Source organism: Actinoplanes subglobosus (assembly GCF_042650585.1).
Lineage (GTDB): Bacteria > Actinomycetota > Actinomycetes > Mycobacteriales > Micromonosporaceae > Actinoplanes > Actinoplanes subglobosus.
The window spans coordinates 184,373-199,151 of the sequence record NZ_JBHSBL010000006.1; the positions used below are offsets into that span (position 1 = coordinate 184,373).

The window sequence follows — 14,779 nt, forward strand, 5'->3', positions numbered from 1 at the left end:
GGTCAGAGCTTGACCGTGCCGCTGGTCACGCCCTCGACCGCCTTGGTGCCGGCCACCACGACGCGGTAGGTGCCACCGGCCAGACCGGTGATCTTGGTGCTGGACTTGACCGAGTAGGACTTGACGTTCTTCCAGCCGCTGCCGGACTTCCGCTGCAGGGCCATCTTCTGCCCGGAGGCGCCACCGGCCTTCACCGTGATCGTGCCGCGCGCCGTCTTCTTGGCCGACACGGTCGCCCGGACCCGGTAGCCGACGCTCTCCGACACCGACTCGACGGTGTCGGTCTCCCGCACGGTCAGCCGCACCTGGTATCCGGCCTTCGCGACATGCTCGATGACGTACGCGCCGTCCTCGTCGGTCTCGTCGTCCTCGCACTGCCACTGTCCGCCGGTGACCGCGACGCACGCCTCGACGGCCGCGCTGCCCAGGCCCTCCCCATCGGCCGTGACGAGGAACTCGGTGGCGTTCTCGCTGCCGAACGGCACGGTCCGGCCCTCGTCGGCGGTGATCTCCGGGGTGATGCGCTCCTCGCCACCGCCGCCCTCGCCGACCGCCTCGATCGCGGCCGCGGCGTCGATCCGGCCCCAGCCGTAGTCCTCGTCGAAGCCGTCGGCACCGAGGTCGACGGCCGAACGCTCCAGCGCGTTCTGGATGTCGTCCGGGCCGAGGTCCGGCGAGTACCCCTTGAGCAGCGCGGCCACCGCGGCGACGTGCGGCGCCGCCATCGAGGTGCCGCTGAGCTCGGCGTACTCGCTGCCGTCATCGGTCAGGTCGGCCGGATAGGTGCTGAGGATGTCGCTGCCGGGCGCCGCCACGTCGACGTAGTCGCCCTGGTTGGAGTACTCGGCGACCTCGTCGTCGGAGTCGGTCGCGGCGACCGCGATGACCCCGTCGTAGGCGGCCGGGTAGCTGACCGGGCTGCCCTCCTCGCGCTCGTTGCCGGCGGCCGCGACGACGGTGACGCCGTTCTCGATCGCGTAGGCGACGGCGGCCTCCTCCGCGTCGGTCGACTCGCTCGCGCCGAGCGACATGTTGATCACCTGGGCGCCGTTGTCGACGGCCCAGACGATGCCCTCGGCGGTGTCCGAGCTCCAGCCGCTGCCGTCCGCGTCGAGCACCTTGACCGGCAGGACCTTGGCGTCCGGGGCGAAACCGGCGATGCCCTCGCCGTTGCCGGCGACCGCGGCGACGGTGCCGGCCACGTGGGTGCCGTGCCCGTTGCCGTCGGAGTCGCCGCCCTCGGTGTCGTCGATCGCGTCGTATCCGGTCAGGACGTTGCCGGCGAGGTCCGGGTGGTCACCGTCCACACCGGTGTCGATGACCGCGACCACCACGTCGGCGCCGGTGCTCTGCTCCCACGCGTCCGGGGTGCTGATCTTGTCGAGGTCCCACTGGTACTCGCGGTAGGTGTCGTCACCCTCCGGCATCCCGAGGGCGTGCACCTTGTGGTCGACCTCGACGCTGACCGTGCCGGTGGTCTTGCGGGCGGCCGAGATGATCCGCTCGGCCGACACCTTGTCGGTGGCCACCTTGACCGAGAAGACCGGGCGGCCGGTCGCGTCCAGGGAGGTCGTCACGATCCGGACCGGCTGGGTCGCGGAGACGGTCGCCGGGAGGGCGAGGCCGTACGAGACCGGGCTGAACGCCTGGCTCCCGGCGGGCAGCGCGAACGCGCCCAGTGCTGCGGCGGTGACCGCCGCGATTCCACCAGCAAGTACGTTCCGCCGCGCCGTCTTCCGCATCTGGTAGCACCCTTCGGTAGGTGGGCCTACCCATCCGTGGCCGGCCCTGGCGATAAAGGTGCGGGTGATGAAGTGCGTTCCGGGGTCCGGTCGGGTGCGGTTGGGGTGCGTAGGATCGGAATCATGCCGTTGACAGGTGAGTACGCCCCCAGCACTTCGGACTGGGCGCGCAATCAGGCAGAGAAGTACGAGGCCACCGGCGGTGCCGAGGCCAACGACATCATGGGAAAGCCGATCATCGTGCTGACCTCGGTCGGCGCGAAGAGCGGCCTGCTGCGCAAGACCGCATTGATGCGCGTCGAGCACGGCGGCGAGTATGCGGTCGTCGGTTCGCTCGGTGGCGCCCCGAAGAACCCGGTCTGGGTCCACAACCTGCGGAAGAATCCGCTGGTCGAGCTCCAGGACGGTGAGGTGAAGCAGGACTACACTGCCCGCGAGCTCTCCGGCGAGGAGCGGGAGCAGTGGTGGGAGCGGGCTGCGGCCGCTTTCCCGCAGTACAACGAGTACACGAAGAAGACCGACCGTCTCATCCCGGTCTTCCTGCTGACCCGCACCTGATCCAGGCGACCGAGTCCCGCAGATTCCATGCCTTGTCGACCTGCGGATCCTCGCAGGTCGACTGAGGCATCGCACGTACCGGCAGATCGCCGGAGGCTCTGTCCGGCTTGAGTTCGAGCGCCCGATCGGGGGCCAGCAGGCCGCCGTCAGCGCTCACGCCGAACTTCGACTGGCGCGTGAGCTGGTCAAACGTCCCGGCAATGGTTACCGGTGACGATGGCCGGGTGGTTTCCGCCGCCAGTGCCGCCCTCCCGGCTATCGGGCGCTGGGCTTCGTCAGACCGTAGCGGGTTTTCGTATTTTTCGAATAGCGGTAGGCTGGCTTCATGTCGAGCACCCTGCGTGAACGGACCGTTCTGCCCCCTGAAAACCCCGCCGACCTGGTGCGCTTCGCGCGCGGTCTGGCCGAGGCTCAGGCTCCCGCCCGAGCGAAGCTGGTGGGCCCGGACGGTTCGCAGCTCGACATCCCGGCCGAACTCTACGAACTGCTGCGTGACGTCGTCGGCGCCCTGTCCCAGGGCATGGCCATCTCGATCGCCCCGCATAACACCATGCTGACCACCCAGGAAGCCGCTGACCTGCTCAACATCTCACGACCCACGCTGGTCCGTCTGCTCACCGACGGCGAGATCCCGCACAGCCTGCGCGGCCGGCATCGACGAGTTCTACTGCGTGACATCCTCGACTACTCCGAACGTACCCGCACCGAACGCCGCCGCGCCCTTGACCAGATGGCAGCCGACGCCGAGGGCGACGACCTGTACGAGATCACACTCGACCCGCCGCCATCGAGGTGACAGCCGGTCATGGTGGCGTTCCCCGCGTTCCTTGACACGTGCGTGCTCTACCCCGCCTACCTGTGCGACACGCTGCTTCGTCTCGCCGAAGCCTCCGTGTACCGGCCAATCTGGTCGGCCGATGTCTTCGTCGAACTGCGTCGCAACCTAATCGCCCGCGGGTTGCCGCCGGATCGGGTCGATCGGCGGCTCGGCCAGATGCGCCGGTCATTCCCCGATGCCCTGGTCACCGGGTACGAGTCAATTGTCGACGGTATGACGAACCATCCCAAGGACCGGCACGTTCTGGCTGCCGCTGTACGCGCCCACGCCGAAGTCATCGTCGCCTTCAACCTCAGCGACTTCCCTGAGCCCGCCCTCAAGCCCTATGACGTCGCCGCCATCCACCCCGACGACTTCTTACTTGACCAACTCGATCTCTACCCCGGCTTGACCATGGACGTGCTCCGTCACCAAGTCACGTCCTACCAACGAGCGCCGAACACCGTGCCGGAGGTCCTCGTCCTTCTGCAGCGCACCGGCGTGCCCAGATTCGCGGCTGAAGTGCGACGCCATCTTGGTCCGCTGGGCTGGTAGCGCAGGCGTCCGAGGCGGCTGAAGGCGAATACAGATCAGGCCAACGTGCTGCCCGAATACGAGGATGGCCGGATCACGACCATGACCGGACCGCTGGAGGACGAGGCATACGGAGCCGAGGAAGGCTTCGTCGAGACATGGAGGAGGAACCGCGCATGACCCGGCTCACCATCGAGCGAGTGCACCGCTTGTCGAGCCGCCCTTGGCTGTTCGTCACCGGGCACCTGGAGGGTGACGCTTTACGCATCGGCGATGAACTCACGGTCCTGGACGGTGGCGCACCTTCCGGTCGTGCGGTGGTGAGGTCCATCGAACTGCATGTCGCGCCGTTCAAGACCACGGTTGCCGTCGATGTAGATGTCGGTGGCTCTGTTCGGGAAGGTGCGGTACTGGCCCGGACGCACGGCCACGATGGCCCGGAGCCGGATACGAATCAGAGATCCGGCCGGTGAACCAGTGCACCCCGGACTGGTGGGGTGAAACCCGTCGACCGCTCATGCCGCATGGCGCGGGCCGGCCCCCGTGAACCGGCCCGCGCCATGCGGATTGAACACTGAACCTGCAAACGCCTGTTTAGTGAAGTGATGCTCCTCTAAACAGACGTTTCTGCGCATGGGGGAGCATACCTCCGCCCTGAGTAAGGGTGTCAACTATGCTTGTGAATGTGTTGCGGAGGGCGGCGATGGTGTGCGGCGCCGGCGCGGGAGGGGGCAGGTAATGGTCTCGGATGGGCCGGGTGAGCACGATCTACCGCCGCTCGACACGCTCGCTGCCAGGCTGGAGTACCTGTTCGACCACATCCGGCCGACGCCGCAGGAGCTCGGCGACGGCGACGAGCCGGGCCGGAGATACACCAACAAGGAGATCGCTGACAAGATCAACATCTTGTCGGTGCGGACCGGTGTCTCGATCAGTGCCGCCTACATCGGCGAGCTGCGTCGCGGTGTGGCCAGCGATCCCCGTACCTCTCATGTACGCGCTCTCGCGCGGGCGTTCGATGTCAATACCGGATATTTCGTGGAGGACGACGCCGCGAGCCGGGTGATGGAGCAGATCGCCCTCCTGAGTGAGCTTCGCCGCATCGATGTCAAACAGGTCGCGCTGCGCCAGATCCTCACCGACACCGGCTTGTCCGCCACCGACACCCAACTCGTGGAGCAGATGGTTCTCCGGCTGCGCGAGGCGACCGAGTCGACGGCCCGTGAGGAAGCGGGAACGCCGCCGCGCGGTCTCGTCTAGAGATGGCGGCGGTATGCAGGACGGGGGCTACGGCGTGCCTGATGATCAATTGCGGCGACGGTGTGAGCAGCTCGTTGCCGAGATCGACGTGCCTGAGCCGTTCGACATCCATGAGCTGTGCCGGGTCCTCGGTGACGAGCGCCAGGGCCGTCCCATCGTGCTGATCCCGATCGCGCTGCCGGCCCGGACGGTGTGCGGGATGTATGTGCCGACCGGGAAATTCGACGCGATCTTCTACGAGCAGGACACGTCACCCCTGCACCAGATGCTGATCATCGGGCACGAGATCGGTCACCTGCTCGCCGGCCACCGGGCCTCCGCACCGCTCGACCCGGACACGTTCCGGCTGTTGCTGCCGGACCTGGACCCACGACTGGTGCAGCGTTTCCTCGGCCGCAGCAACTACGACGCGGCCGAGGAGCGCGAGGCGGAGATGATCGGCTCGTTGCTGCTGCGCCGTGCCCGTCGTGGCGGTGAGGAGCGGACCGTGCCCTTCGACGACCGCCAGGCGGCGCTGCACCAGCGGCTGCGGCTGGCGCTCGAAGATCCCACCAGCTGAAGGCCTTCGGTGGATACGGTCCTTTATGTAGCGTGCGCGGTCACCGGCTGGCTGACCTTCGGGTACATTCTGCGCCTGCAGCGCCTTCGTCCCAGCCCGGCCCGTCGCGCGGTCACGGTGACCTTCGGGGCGTTCGCCGTCGGCATCACGCTCGCCATCCCGCCGCTGGCGGCCGCAGTCGACGGCCTGACCGGCATGCCCAACCTGGCGAAAGTCTTCTCCCACGGCTGCGTGATGGCCATCGTCGTCGGCTCCGAGAGCTGGCTCCTGTTCCTCGCGCTACCGCCGGAACAGGCGGCCCGGCGGACCCTTCGATGGATCCTGGCCACCGCCGGGGCATACCTGGCGATGCTGGGATTGTTCGGCTACACCCTGCTCGGCGAGTCGCCGGTGCAGCTGACCGTGGAGTACGCCCGTAATCCGGCGGTGACCGCCTACCTGCTGTTCTTCCTGGTGGTCGGCTTCTTCGCGTCCTTCATCGACATCGCTCGCCTCTGCTGGCAGTACGCCAGGGCATGCGGCCGCACCTGGCTACGGCGAGGGCTGCGCACCACGGCTGTCGGTGCGGTCTTCGCTCTGCTCTATGCCCTCGACAAGGTCATCTACCTGTTGGCGTACTGGTCCGGATCGCGGCCGGCGGGCGAGCGCCAGATCGCCGCGGTTCTGGTGACCCTCAGCGCGTTGCTCATGTCGATCGGCCTGACCATGCCGGCGTGGGGCCCTCGGCTACCACGCTGGAGCGACCTGCGCTCCTACCGGCGTCTCGCGCCGCTGTGGCACGACCTCGTCACCGAGTTGCCGTATGTCGAGCTCGATCCGACACTGCGCCGCTCCCGGACCGCGATCCGCGACATCGACTACGCCCTGATCCGGCGACTGGCCGAGATCCGGGACGCACGCCTCGCGTTGCGACCTTTCATGGATGCCCGGGTGACCGCCGTCGCCGAGCATCACGCCGACCTGGCCGGCCTGACCGGCGAGGCCCGCCAGGCCGCCGTCGAAGCTGCCCAGCTGGCATACGCCGTCCGCATGCACCGCGCGGGGAACGTCGCCGACAACCCGCAGCTGGCCGACACTCTGCACCTGCCCGGCGACGGCTACGGCGGCGAAGTCGCCTGGCTGGTGGAGGTCGCCGGTGCCTACGCCAAGTCGGAGGTGGTGGTCCGCACTCTCGCCTCCGTCATGATGTCCGCCATCCCCGACCCCGGGAGAAACCGTCGATGACCGCCCGATACGACAACCTCGTCCGGACCCGTTCGCTGGACCCGGAGCACGACTACCTGTCCATCTACCAGACGATGTTGCGGTACGAGTTCCCGTGGGACATGAAACTCGGCCTGAACCTGGCGTTCAACAGGTCCTTCTCGCTGCCGGAGATCGCCGCCGTGCACACCGCGACCGGCGAGCTGACCGAGCGCACCCAGAAGCGCATCGACGACACCGGCCTGCTGATGTACGAGATGGTGCTCAACGGCTTCGACCAGTTCCGCGGCCGTGAGGCGCTGCGGCGGATCAACCAGATCCACCGGCCCTACGGCATCTCCAACGACCACTATCTGTACGTGCTGGCCTGTCTCGTGATCATTCCGATCCGATGGCTGGACCAGTACGCCTGGCGGCGGCCCTGCTGCCACGAGCGCCGCGCCACCTACCTGTTCTACCGGGAGCTGGGCCAGCGCATGGCCATCACCGACATCCCCGGCTCGTACGACGAGATCGAGGCCTGGTTCGACGCCTACGACGCCACTCACCTGCAGCCCAATGACGACGCCGCGGCCATCGAACGCGCCACCCGCCAGCTGATGCTCAAACGCATCCCACCCATGCTCGCCCCGCTGGGGAACACGCTCGTCAGTGCCATGTACGACGACCGGCTCAGGGCCGCGACCCGGGTGACCACGGCGGCGTGGCCGGTTCGCGCCGGACTGCACGCCGGGCTCCGGGCGAGAGCCCTCCTCCTGCGCCGGTTCGGTAAACCCAGGGCCACCGCGATGTTCAGCGACGGGCTCAAGGCCACGACCTATCCCGACGGCTACGAGATCGGCAAGCTCGGCCCGGCGCCGGACGACGCGCCCGGTCGCCCGGCCCCGGACACCGTCTCGCCCGACTCCCGTTCCGCGAGTGACAGCCGCTGAGCGCGTCGACTCGGTCTGGGCGGTGTCGCACGGCCGAGGTGAAGTCGCACCGCACTGAGGGCGCGGTGCCTAGCGGAGCTTCTTGTCCGAGGAGAGCGGTCCCCACGACTCCAGCATCACCGGAGCGCCCAGGCGGGCCGAGATCGCGTCGCACCAGTCGGCCGGCCGTGTCATCCGGCCGGGGCGGGCCGCGGCCAGGCGGGCACCCAGGGCCTCCTGGTGTTCCAGGTCGCGGAACGGGCCCGGCTCGATCCGGTCCCAGATCTCGTAGCCGGCCCGGTGGGAGCCGACCCGGTAGGAGTCGACGATCCGCAGGCCGGGGCAGCGTTCCGGGACGTCCAGGTGGGTGATCGCCAGGGCGTCGACACCGCCGGCGACCTCCACGGCATACCGGTGGGCGACCGCGTCGAAGTGGCCGGTCCGGAACGGGCCCTGCCACGGGTCACGGCCGTTGTGCCGCTCGGGCAGGTCCAGCTCGTCCGACTCGGTGACGAACGGCCCGGCACCGTGCCGGGTGGTGTAGGTGCGGACCACGCCGAGCCTGGTCAGCGACGGGCAGAGGGCCAGCGCGTTGTCGAACGTCGTCGTCGACCACGTCGTGTGCGGATGCCAGCCCCGCCACTCGTCCAGCAGCACACCCTGCGCGCCCTCGAACACGCACCGGCCCTCGGCGAGGATCCGGTCGGTGTGCTCGGAGCCGACGATCCGCACCGTCTCCCCGAAAGCGGTGAACGCGTCCACGACGTCGTCGACCGGGACGCCGCAGTCACCCAGAACGTCCCTCACCGCCGCGAGCCGTTGCCGCAGCCGCGACGGCGAGAGCACGTCCCCCACCCGGGGAGCATCGGGATGCCGTTCGGCGTACGCCATCGTCTCGCCCACGCCCATGCCGCACGAACCGTGCCGTTCCGCGCCTCGCCCGGCCTCCCGCCGCCGGTTCGCGGCGCGATGCCACGGAGTGGCGAGCAGAGCGTCCGCATCCACTGTGAGCAGGTGATACGGATCGCCGAGCGCCGCCGCCTCGCCCGCCAGCGCCAGCGGATCGACCACCATGAACCGGGTCAGATGGGTCGGCACGCCCCGCAGCGTGCCCGACCCGAACTGGGCGAACGTGTGATGCCGCCCGTCCTCGGTGATCACGTTGTGCGCGGCCTGCGCACCCCCGTTGAAACGCAGGACGGCTCGCACGTCGCCGAGGGAGCACAGGTGGTCGACGACGGTGCCCTTGCCCGCGTCGCCGTACCCGAGGTCGACGACCGCGACGTGCCCGGTCACAGCCGCTGGTTCCCACCCGGGCCGCCGGCGATCTCCAGCGCCGAGCGCACCACCGCGGTCCGCTGCAACGGCGCCAGCGCCCGGCCCACCGAACCGCCCGCCCGCGACCCGACGTCGGTCAGGTCCGCGATGCCCTCGTCCAGGTCGATCGCGTCCTCGCCGAGGCCGACCGTCAGCGCGATCGTCTCGCACACCGCGTCCAGGTCGTCGAGCTCCAGCACGTTCTGACCGAGCAGCTTGCGCCAGCGCGACAGCACCTCCTTGTCGCCGCTGTGGTGCGCCGCCGTCGGCAGGATGTAGTAGACCTCGTACTTGCGCTTCAGCTCGGTCAGGATGTCCTCGGTCGTGATCGGCTCCGGCAGGTCGTCACCGATCACCGCCTTCACCTCGCGCGGCTTCACCCGGGGGTACGGCATCTCGTCCCCGATGATGAACAGGTAGCCCTTCCGTCCCCGGTTCACCATCGAGTCGATGATCGTGTGCCGGGCCATGAAGTAGAACGCCAGCTCGTACGACTCGTGTTTCTGGCCTCCGCCGCCGCCCTCCAGGACGAACCGCACCAGGTCCTCGTCCATCCGGTTGTCCGACTCGAACTGACCGATCTGCAGCGGCGCCCGGTCACACGTGGCGTCCCCGACCGCACCGAACATGATCTGTGGATCGACCGCGTAGTTCTTCCGGGTCAGCAGGCCCAGCAGCTGCGGCAGTTTCGTCTGCAGCACCCGAGGCACACTGCCCATCGAACCCGTCACGTCGAACAGCACCGCGATCGGCGTGCTGAACGGGTGCTCCCCGCTGTCCCGGCTCTCCCGCATGAACACCCCGTGCGGGTCCAGGTCGGGGTGGACCGTCCGCGCACCGGAGTCGCTGTAGTCGAACGTGCTCTTCCCGGACGCCGCACGGTAGCTCGCCGCCGCCGTGTAGACATCGGTGGACCAGTGTCCGCTTCCCATGATCTGCTCCTCAGTTCCGGTACTGCGATCCGATGATGTCGTCGAGTTCGCCCAACAGGGCCCAGGCGTCCTGCGGCCGCATCCGCGGCGCGTCATAGGTGCATCCGGCGGCGAACCGCCGCAGCGAGACGGGCATCCGCGGCCCCATGAGCCGTGTCATCAGCACCGTCGCCATGTAGATGTCGGTGGCGGATCCAGCGGTCCGGTCGTGCAGCACCTCCGGCGGATAGTGGTCCTCCCTCGCCTTCACTATCGCCGCAGGTCGATGTCCCGCATAGCACCAGTCGACGAGAACCAGTCCGCGCCGGCCCGGATGGATCAGCACGTGCTCCGGCAGGACCGCCCCGTGGATCACTCCGGCCCGATGTGCCCAGCCGAGCGCGATCAGTAGCCGGCGCCAGATCCAGGCCGCTTCCCGTACCCCCAGATCGCCTTTGATCTCGGCCAGGCTGCCCATGCCGCGCTGGCGCTCCAGAACGTTGACCCACCGCCTGCGCCGCTGCGCGTCCTCGTGGATGTAGGTCTCGACCAGGCGCGGCGCGTAGGGCCGGAACCTCGGGTCGCCGTCGGCCCACAGCTTGCGCAGCGCGGTCGCCTCGGCCTCCATCAGGTCGTTGTCCGCGGGGGAGCGCGGGACCTTCAGCAGGCGGTCGCCCTCGGCGAAGAGCTCGGCGACGTCGCCGCTGCCCCAGGGCTCCCGCCTCTCACCGCGTCGCTCATAGAGCGCCGAGAGCTTCGCGAAGGCGTCGGTCGCGGTCGCGCGCCGTTGCGCGCCCACCGTGTCCGGGTGGATCAACTTCGCCCATCTGCGGTACGCCCGACCCGCGCCGTTCTCGGTGCCGGCCAGATCCTGGAAACTCCGTGCGGCGACGATCTTCGTGACCGCCTCCTCGAACGTCATGGTGGTCATCGCACCCCGTCCTCCCTGGTCGGCCGTAGCAGAGCCGGGTGCAGCAGGCGGGCGTCACCGGCCCGGTAGAGCTTCGCCCTGGGCCCGCCCCGCTCACCGCCCTTGCTCGTCGTGCCGCCGGTGCTCTCCACGAACCCCGGGACCGACAGCACCTTGCGGTGGAAGTTGCCCGCGTGCAGCTCCTCGCCCCACACCGCGGTGTAGACCTGCCGCAGCTCGCCGATCGTGAACTCGGGGCCCACGAACGCGGTCGCCAGCGGCGTGTACTCCAGCTTCGACCGGGCCCGCTCCAGGCCGTCGGCGAGCACCTCGTCGTGGTCGAAGGCGAGATCCTTGGCGTCGTCGACCGGCACCCAGTAGGCGCGGGCGGCGTCACTGCCGGCCGTCGGCTCGGGAAGACTCGGCGCGAACGCCAGGTAGGCGACGGAGACGACGCGCATCCGGGGGTCGCGGCCGGGATTCCCATACGTCTTGAGCTGCTCGAGATGGACCCGGTCCAGGTCGCCCTCCCGGTGGCCTTCCTGGCCACCTTCCCGGTCGCCCGGTGTCAGGCCGGTCTCCTCTGCCAGCTCCCGCAACGCCGCGTCGTGGAGCGGTTCGTCGCGGGCGAAGCCACCCGGGAGGGCCCGCCGCCCGGCGAAGGGCTGCGCGCCACGCTCGACCAGGAGCACACAGAGCCGGCCGTCGCGGATGGTCAGCGCCACCACATCCACGGTCACCGCGACCGCCGGGTAGGCCCGCGGGTCATACCCCGCGAGGTAGGTCGCCTCATCCATCGCCGCGCCGTCCTTCTCGGTTTGAGTGTTTCTCAATCTGAGTCTTACTCGATCTGAGATGAACCTAGCGCAGGGGTCGCCCGCTGTCAACCGGGAAGTCCGGACGCAAAAATCCCGCCCCCATTTGCGGGGGCGGGATTAATGGCCGGAAACGGTCAGGCGTGCTGGTAGGTGAGGCAGTCCGCCTTGTCGGCGGAAGCCCCCACGGTAATAGCGGGAGCCTGACACTCGAGATCCTTGTTGTACGTACAGTCGGACCGCTTGCAGGCGCCCACCTGAGCGGTGGCGACACCCATCCCACCGGAGAGCCCGGCACCCGCGAACGTGTCACAGGCCGAGTTCATCTCACTGATAGTGATGGCGAACGCCGTGCAGCCGTCGTGGTTGTACCCACAGTCGGTGACGGTGCAGGTCTGCACGCGGGGCATGCCCATCATCTGAGTCACGACACATCTCCTTCGGCCGCCAGGTAGCTGCAACTCGCCTCGAATATAACCATTAATTCGAGCCCATACACTTTTCTGGCGGCGCATTCTGAGAAATCAAGAATGCTAAGGCAAGGCTTACTTTCGTCGATTTAGGTAAGGCATGCCTGAGTCTTGTGCTATTTCCTGACGGCATGGCCGGGCGTGGCTCGGTCTTGCCGTGGGTGCCTTGCCTGAGGGTAGTGGAGTTGGCGCAGCCGCACTCTGCGGTTGATAAGTCCGACATATGAGTATGTTTCGTTCTCTGGGTTACTGAACCGCTACGAATCGTTACGCTTCCGGCGAGACGGCCCGCGACGGTTCATCCGGACGCCTGGGCCCAGCAATCCAGCGACGCGGTCCATGGGGACCCGTAGGAGGACCTCGCATGCGCAAGTCCAAGTCACGCTCGAAAGCCCGGCTGGCGGCGTCCGCCGGGTTGACTACCGGAGCGGTAGGTGCCGCCCTGCTGGTGGCTCCGGCGGCGGCGTTCGCTGCCGTTTCGGTGACCCCTCCGGTGGCGGCCCCCGGTGACTCCGTCACCATCGTCGACACCGACGCCACCTTTGTCACCGGCTCGACAACCGCGGCGTCCCGGGTACAGATCCTCACCTCGCCCGGTACCACCACCCCCGTCTGCGCCTCGGCGATCGCGACGGCGTCGACCACGATCCTGGCCACAGATCAGACACAGACGAGCTCGAGCAACACCACCAAGTCGGTAACGTTCAAGCTTCCCGCCGGTGTCACCGCGGGCACCAACGGGCAGGTCAAGAAGTACGTCGCCTGCGTCTACGACTATGCGGCCGGCACCACGGCCCGGCAGGGTAACCAGAACGGTTACACGATCAACGTGGGTACACCCACCACGCTGAACCCGCCGATCGGCTTCACCGGTGGTGGCAACGTCGTCAACATCACGGCGACGACGAACGTGTTCACCAACGTGTCCACCATCGGCGCACAGTTCTCGTCGGCCGGTGAGTGTCCGACCACCTATGGTGCGCCGGTCGCCAACCTGGCCACCACGGTCAACAAGACAGGTGACAACGCCGCGAACCTGACGGTGCCGGCGGGTGTGGTGACGACTGCCAACCCGACCAAGTACGCCGTGTGCTTCTACAACGGTGCCGCCAGTAGCTCCGCGCTGATCACCGGTGGCCAGTACACCGCCAGCCAGCTGGCGCTGAGCCAGAACATCGGTCCCTGGCAGGGCGGTAACGGCCTGAACATCACCTCGCAGAACGAGTTCCTGGCCGGCATCGACGACCCGGGCGTCCTCGTCCGGACCGCGGCCTGCCCGAACACCTACGCGGCCGCCAACGTCGCCAACGCTAACAAGATCATCGCTGCCGACAAGGTCCGCAAGCTGTCGACCACGCGTCTCGCAGTCACCGTCCCGCAGGTCTACGACGACCAGAGTGCCGCCACCACCGCGTTCGCCGTCAACCCGGTCCGCGACTGGAACATCTGCGTCTACACCGGAACCACGGACACGGTGTCGACCCTGGTTGCCGGCACGCCGTACAAGGTGACGACGATCCAGACCTCGACCGGAATCACCCCGAAGGCTGGCCCGGCCCTGGGCGGCAGCATGGTCACGGTGACCGGCACCGCCTTCCCGACCGAGCCCGGCGCTCTCACCGCCACGCTCGGTGGTGTGCCGCTGGTCGACATCACGCCGTTGAGCGCTACCGCGTTCACCGCGAGGACCACGCGCCGTGCGCCGGCCAACAACGTCTCGCTGGTGGTCACCACGGCCAGCGGCTCGCACACCCTGAGCAACGCGTTCTCCTACAACAGTGCTCTGCTGGTCGGCCCCAACACGGCGCCCAACAACCGCGCTGTCGAGGTCGTCGTCAACGGTGTCGGGTTCGAGAACGCCCCGTTCACCAACACGCTGTCGAGCGGTGCGCACATCTTCCTCGTCAAGGGCAGCTACAACTCCGCCGACATCGGTTCCACCACCCGGGCGAACTCGCCGGTCGCGGACTGCAGCAACGTGCTGGTGCTCAGCGACACCGAGCTGATCTGCAAGCTGGACCTGACCAGTCGGCTGGACGCTGCCGGCGCGGCAGTTCTCGCGGCGACGCCGACCGCCGGCAACGCCGTCGTCACGGCTGCCGGCAGCCGTGTGATCACCGGTACCGCCTTCGCTTCCACGGACATCGGTAAGGCTGTCATCGACCCCGTCGACAGCGACTCGAAGATTCCGGCCGGGACGGTGATTACCGACGTGGTCAGTGCCACCAAGGCGGTCATGTCGAACGCCGCCACGGGAGTGGCGACCGCTTCCACCGTGACGCTCGCGTCGCCGATCACGCAGACCGCTACGGCGACGACCTCCAACGGGTCGACGGCGCTTTCCGCAATTTCGCCGGCGCTCACCAGTGCCGATGTCGGAAAGTTCATCATCGGCGCCGGCATCCCGGCGGGGCGCAGCATCGCCACCCAGAGCGGTGCAACCGGCACGCTGAACGACGGCACCTCGGTGACGAGCGGTGGGGCACACCCGGTGATCCTGTCCGGCACCAAGATCCCGGTTCCGGACGGCGCCTACAACCTGCAGTACGTGAGCAACGCCGCGGTCAACGCTGTGGTCACCGACCCCGCCTATGTGCAGAGTCAGGTCTCCAGCACCTCGACCTTTACCGTTGCGTCTTTCTGACGCCCGAATAGCAATACAAAGCGGTGGCTCGGAGCGCATGCTCCGGGCCGCCGCGTGTTCATTTTTGGGCATTTCAAAAGGTTCTGTCTGACATATAAGTATGTTCGCTACTTTGCCAAATCGAATAC

General features: G+C 68.0%; 15 protein-coding genes. 9 read left to right on the forward strand and 6 right to left on the reverse strand.

Annotated features, from left to right (window positions below):
* Positions 1–2: 2 nt before the first annotated feature.
* Positions 3–1,742, reverse strand: a complete 1,740-nt coding sequence (locus tag ACFO0C_RS06990; protein WP_378065712.1) for a S8 family peptidase — start codon at positions 1,740–1,742, stop codon at positions 3–5.
* Positions 1,743–1,865: 123 nt separating this feature from the next.
* Between ACFO0C_RS06990 and ACFO0C_RS06995 the strand changes: the two genes are divergently transcribed.
* From ACFO0C_RS06995 to ACFO0C_RS07030, 8 genes are all read left to right on the forward strand, one after another.
* On the forward strand, positions 1,866–2,300 hold the full coding sequence (locus tag ACFO0C_RS06995; protein WP_378065713.1) for a nitroreductase family deazaflavin-dependent oxidoreductase: 435 nt from the start codon (positions 1,866–1,868) through the stop codon (positions 2,298–2,300).
* A gap of 325 nt (positions 2,301–2,625) precedes the next feature.
* A complete protein-coding gene (locus tag ACFO0C_RS07000; RefSeq protein ID WP_378065714.1) occupies positions 2,626–3,096 on the forward strand; it encodes a helix-turn-helix domain-containing protein in 471 nt (156 codons plus the stop codon).
* 9 nt (positions 3,097–3,105) lie between these two features.
* Positions 3,106–3,672, forward strand: a complete 567-nt coding sequence (locus tag ACFO0C_RS07005) for a PIN domain-containing protein (protein ID WP_378065715.1) — start codon at positions 3,106–3,108, stop codon at positions 3,670–3,672.
* A gap of 155 nt (positions 3,673–3,827) precedes the next feature.
* Positions 3,828–4,124 carry a hypothetical protein gene (locus ACFO0C_RS07010; protein WP_378065716.1) on the forward strand — a complete coding sequence of 99 codons (297 nt, stop codon included), beginning with the start codon at positions 3,828–3,830 and terminating at the stop codon, positions 4,122–4,124.
* A gap of 265 nt (positions 4,125–4,389) precedes the next feature.
* Positions 4,390–4,911, forward strand: a complete 522-nt coding sequence (locus ACFO0C_RS07015; RefSeq protein ID WP_378066075.1) for a hypothetical protein — start codon at positions 4,390–4,392, stop codon at positions 4,909–4,911.
* Between the two features lie 88 nt (positions 4,912–4,999).
* Entirely contained in the window at positions 5,000–5,470 is a 471-nt protein-coding gene (locus ACFO0C_RS07020) for a hypothetical protein (protein ID WP_378065717.1), read from the forward strand.
* Positions 5,471–5,479: 9 nt separating this feature from the next.
* Positions 5,480–6,694 (forward strand): MAB_1171c family putative transporter, encoded by a 1,215-nt coding sequence (locus ACFO0C_RS07025; RefSeq protein ID WP_378065718.1) that lies wholly within the window; start codon positions 5,480–5,482, stop codon positions 6,692–6,694.
* Positions 6,691–7,605, forward strand: a complete 915-nt coding sequence (locus ACFO0C_RS07030) for an oxygenase MpaB family protein (RefSeq protein ID WP_378065719.1) — start codon at positions 6,691–6,693, stop codon at positions 7,603–7,605. Before ACFO0C_RS07025 ends, ACFO0C_RS07030 begins: the two co-directional genes overlap by 4 nt.
* Before the next feature lie 69 nt (positions 7,606–7,674).
* Here the strand turns inward: ACFO0C_RS07030 and ACFO0C_RS07035 are convergent, their stop codons facing one another.
* From ACFO0C_RS07035 to ACFO0C_RS07055, 5 genes are all read right to left on the reverse strand, one after another.
* Positions 7,675–8,880 (reverse strand): adenylosuccinate synthetase, encoded by a 1,206-nt coding sequence (locus tag ACFO0C_RS07035; RefSeq protein ID WP_378065720.1) that lies wholly within the window; start codon positions 8,878–8,880, stop codon positions 7,675–7,677.
* Positions 8,877–9,833 (reverse strand): hypothetical protein, encoded by a 957-nt coding sequence (locus tag ACFO0C_RS07040; RefSeq protein WP_378065721.1) that lies wholly within the window; start codon positions 9,831–9,833, stop codon positions 8,877–8,879. Before ACFO0C_RS07040 ends, ACFO0C_RS07035 begins: the two co-directional genes overlap by 4 nt.
* Before the next feature lie 10 nt (positions 9,834–9,843).
* Positions 9,844–10,743: a hypothetical protein gene (locus tag ACFO0C_RS07045; RefSeq protein ID WP_378065722.1), complete on the reverse strand. Its 900-nt coding sequence runs from the start codon at positions 10,741–10,743 to the stop codon at positions 9,844–9,846.
* On the reverse strand, positions 10,740–11,519 hold the full coding sequence (locus tag ACFO0C_RS07050; protein WP_378065723.1) for an NUDIX hydrolase: 780 nt from the start codon (positions 11,517–11,519) through the stop codon (positions 10,740–10,742). The genes ACFO0C_RS07045 and ACFO0C_RS07050 overlap by 4 nt, the downstream gene beginning before the upstream one ends.
* A gap of 155 nt (positions 11,520–11,674) precedes the next feature.
* A complete protein-coding gene (locus ACFO0C_RS07055) occupies positions 11,675–11,965 on the reverse strand; it encodes a DUF1540 domain-containing protein (protein WP_378065724.1) in 291 nt (96 codons plus the stop codon).
* 406 nt (positions 11,966–12,371) lie between these two features.
* Here ACFO0C_RS07055 and ACFO0C_RS07060 point away from each other — a divergent pair, with 406 nt between their 5' ends.
* Complete coding sequence (locus ACFO0C_RS07060; protein ID WP_378065725.1) at positions 12,372–14,651, forward strand: IPT/TIG domain-containing protein; 2,280 nt, start codon at positions 12,372–12,374, stop codon at positions 14,649–14,651.
* Positions 14,652–14,779 lie beyond the last annotated feature (128 nt).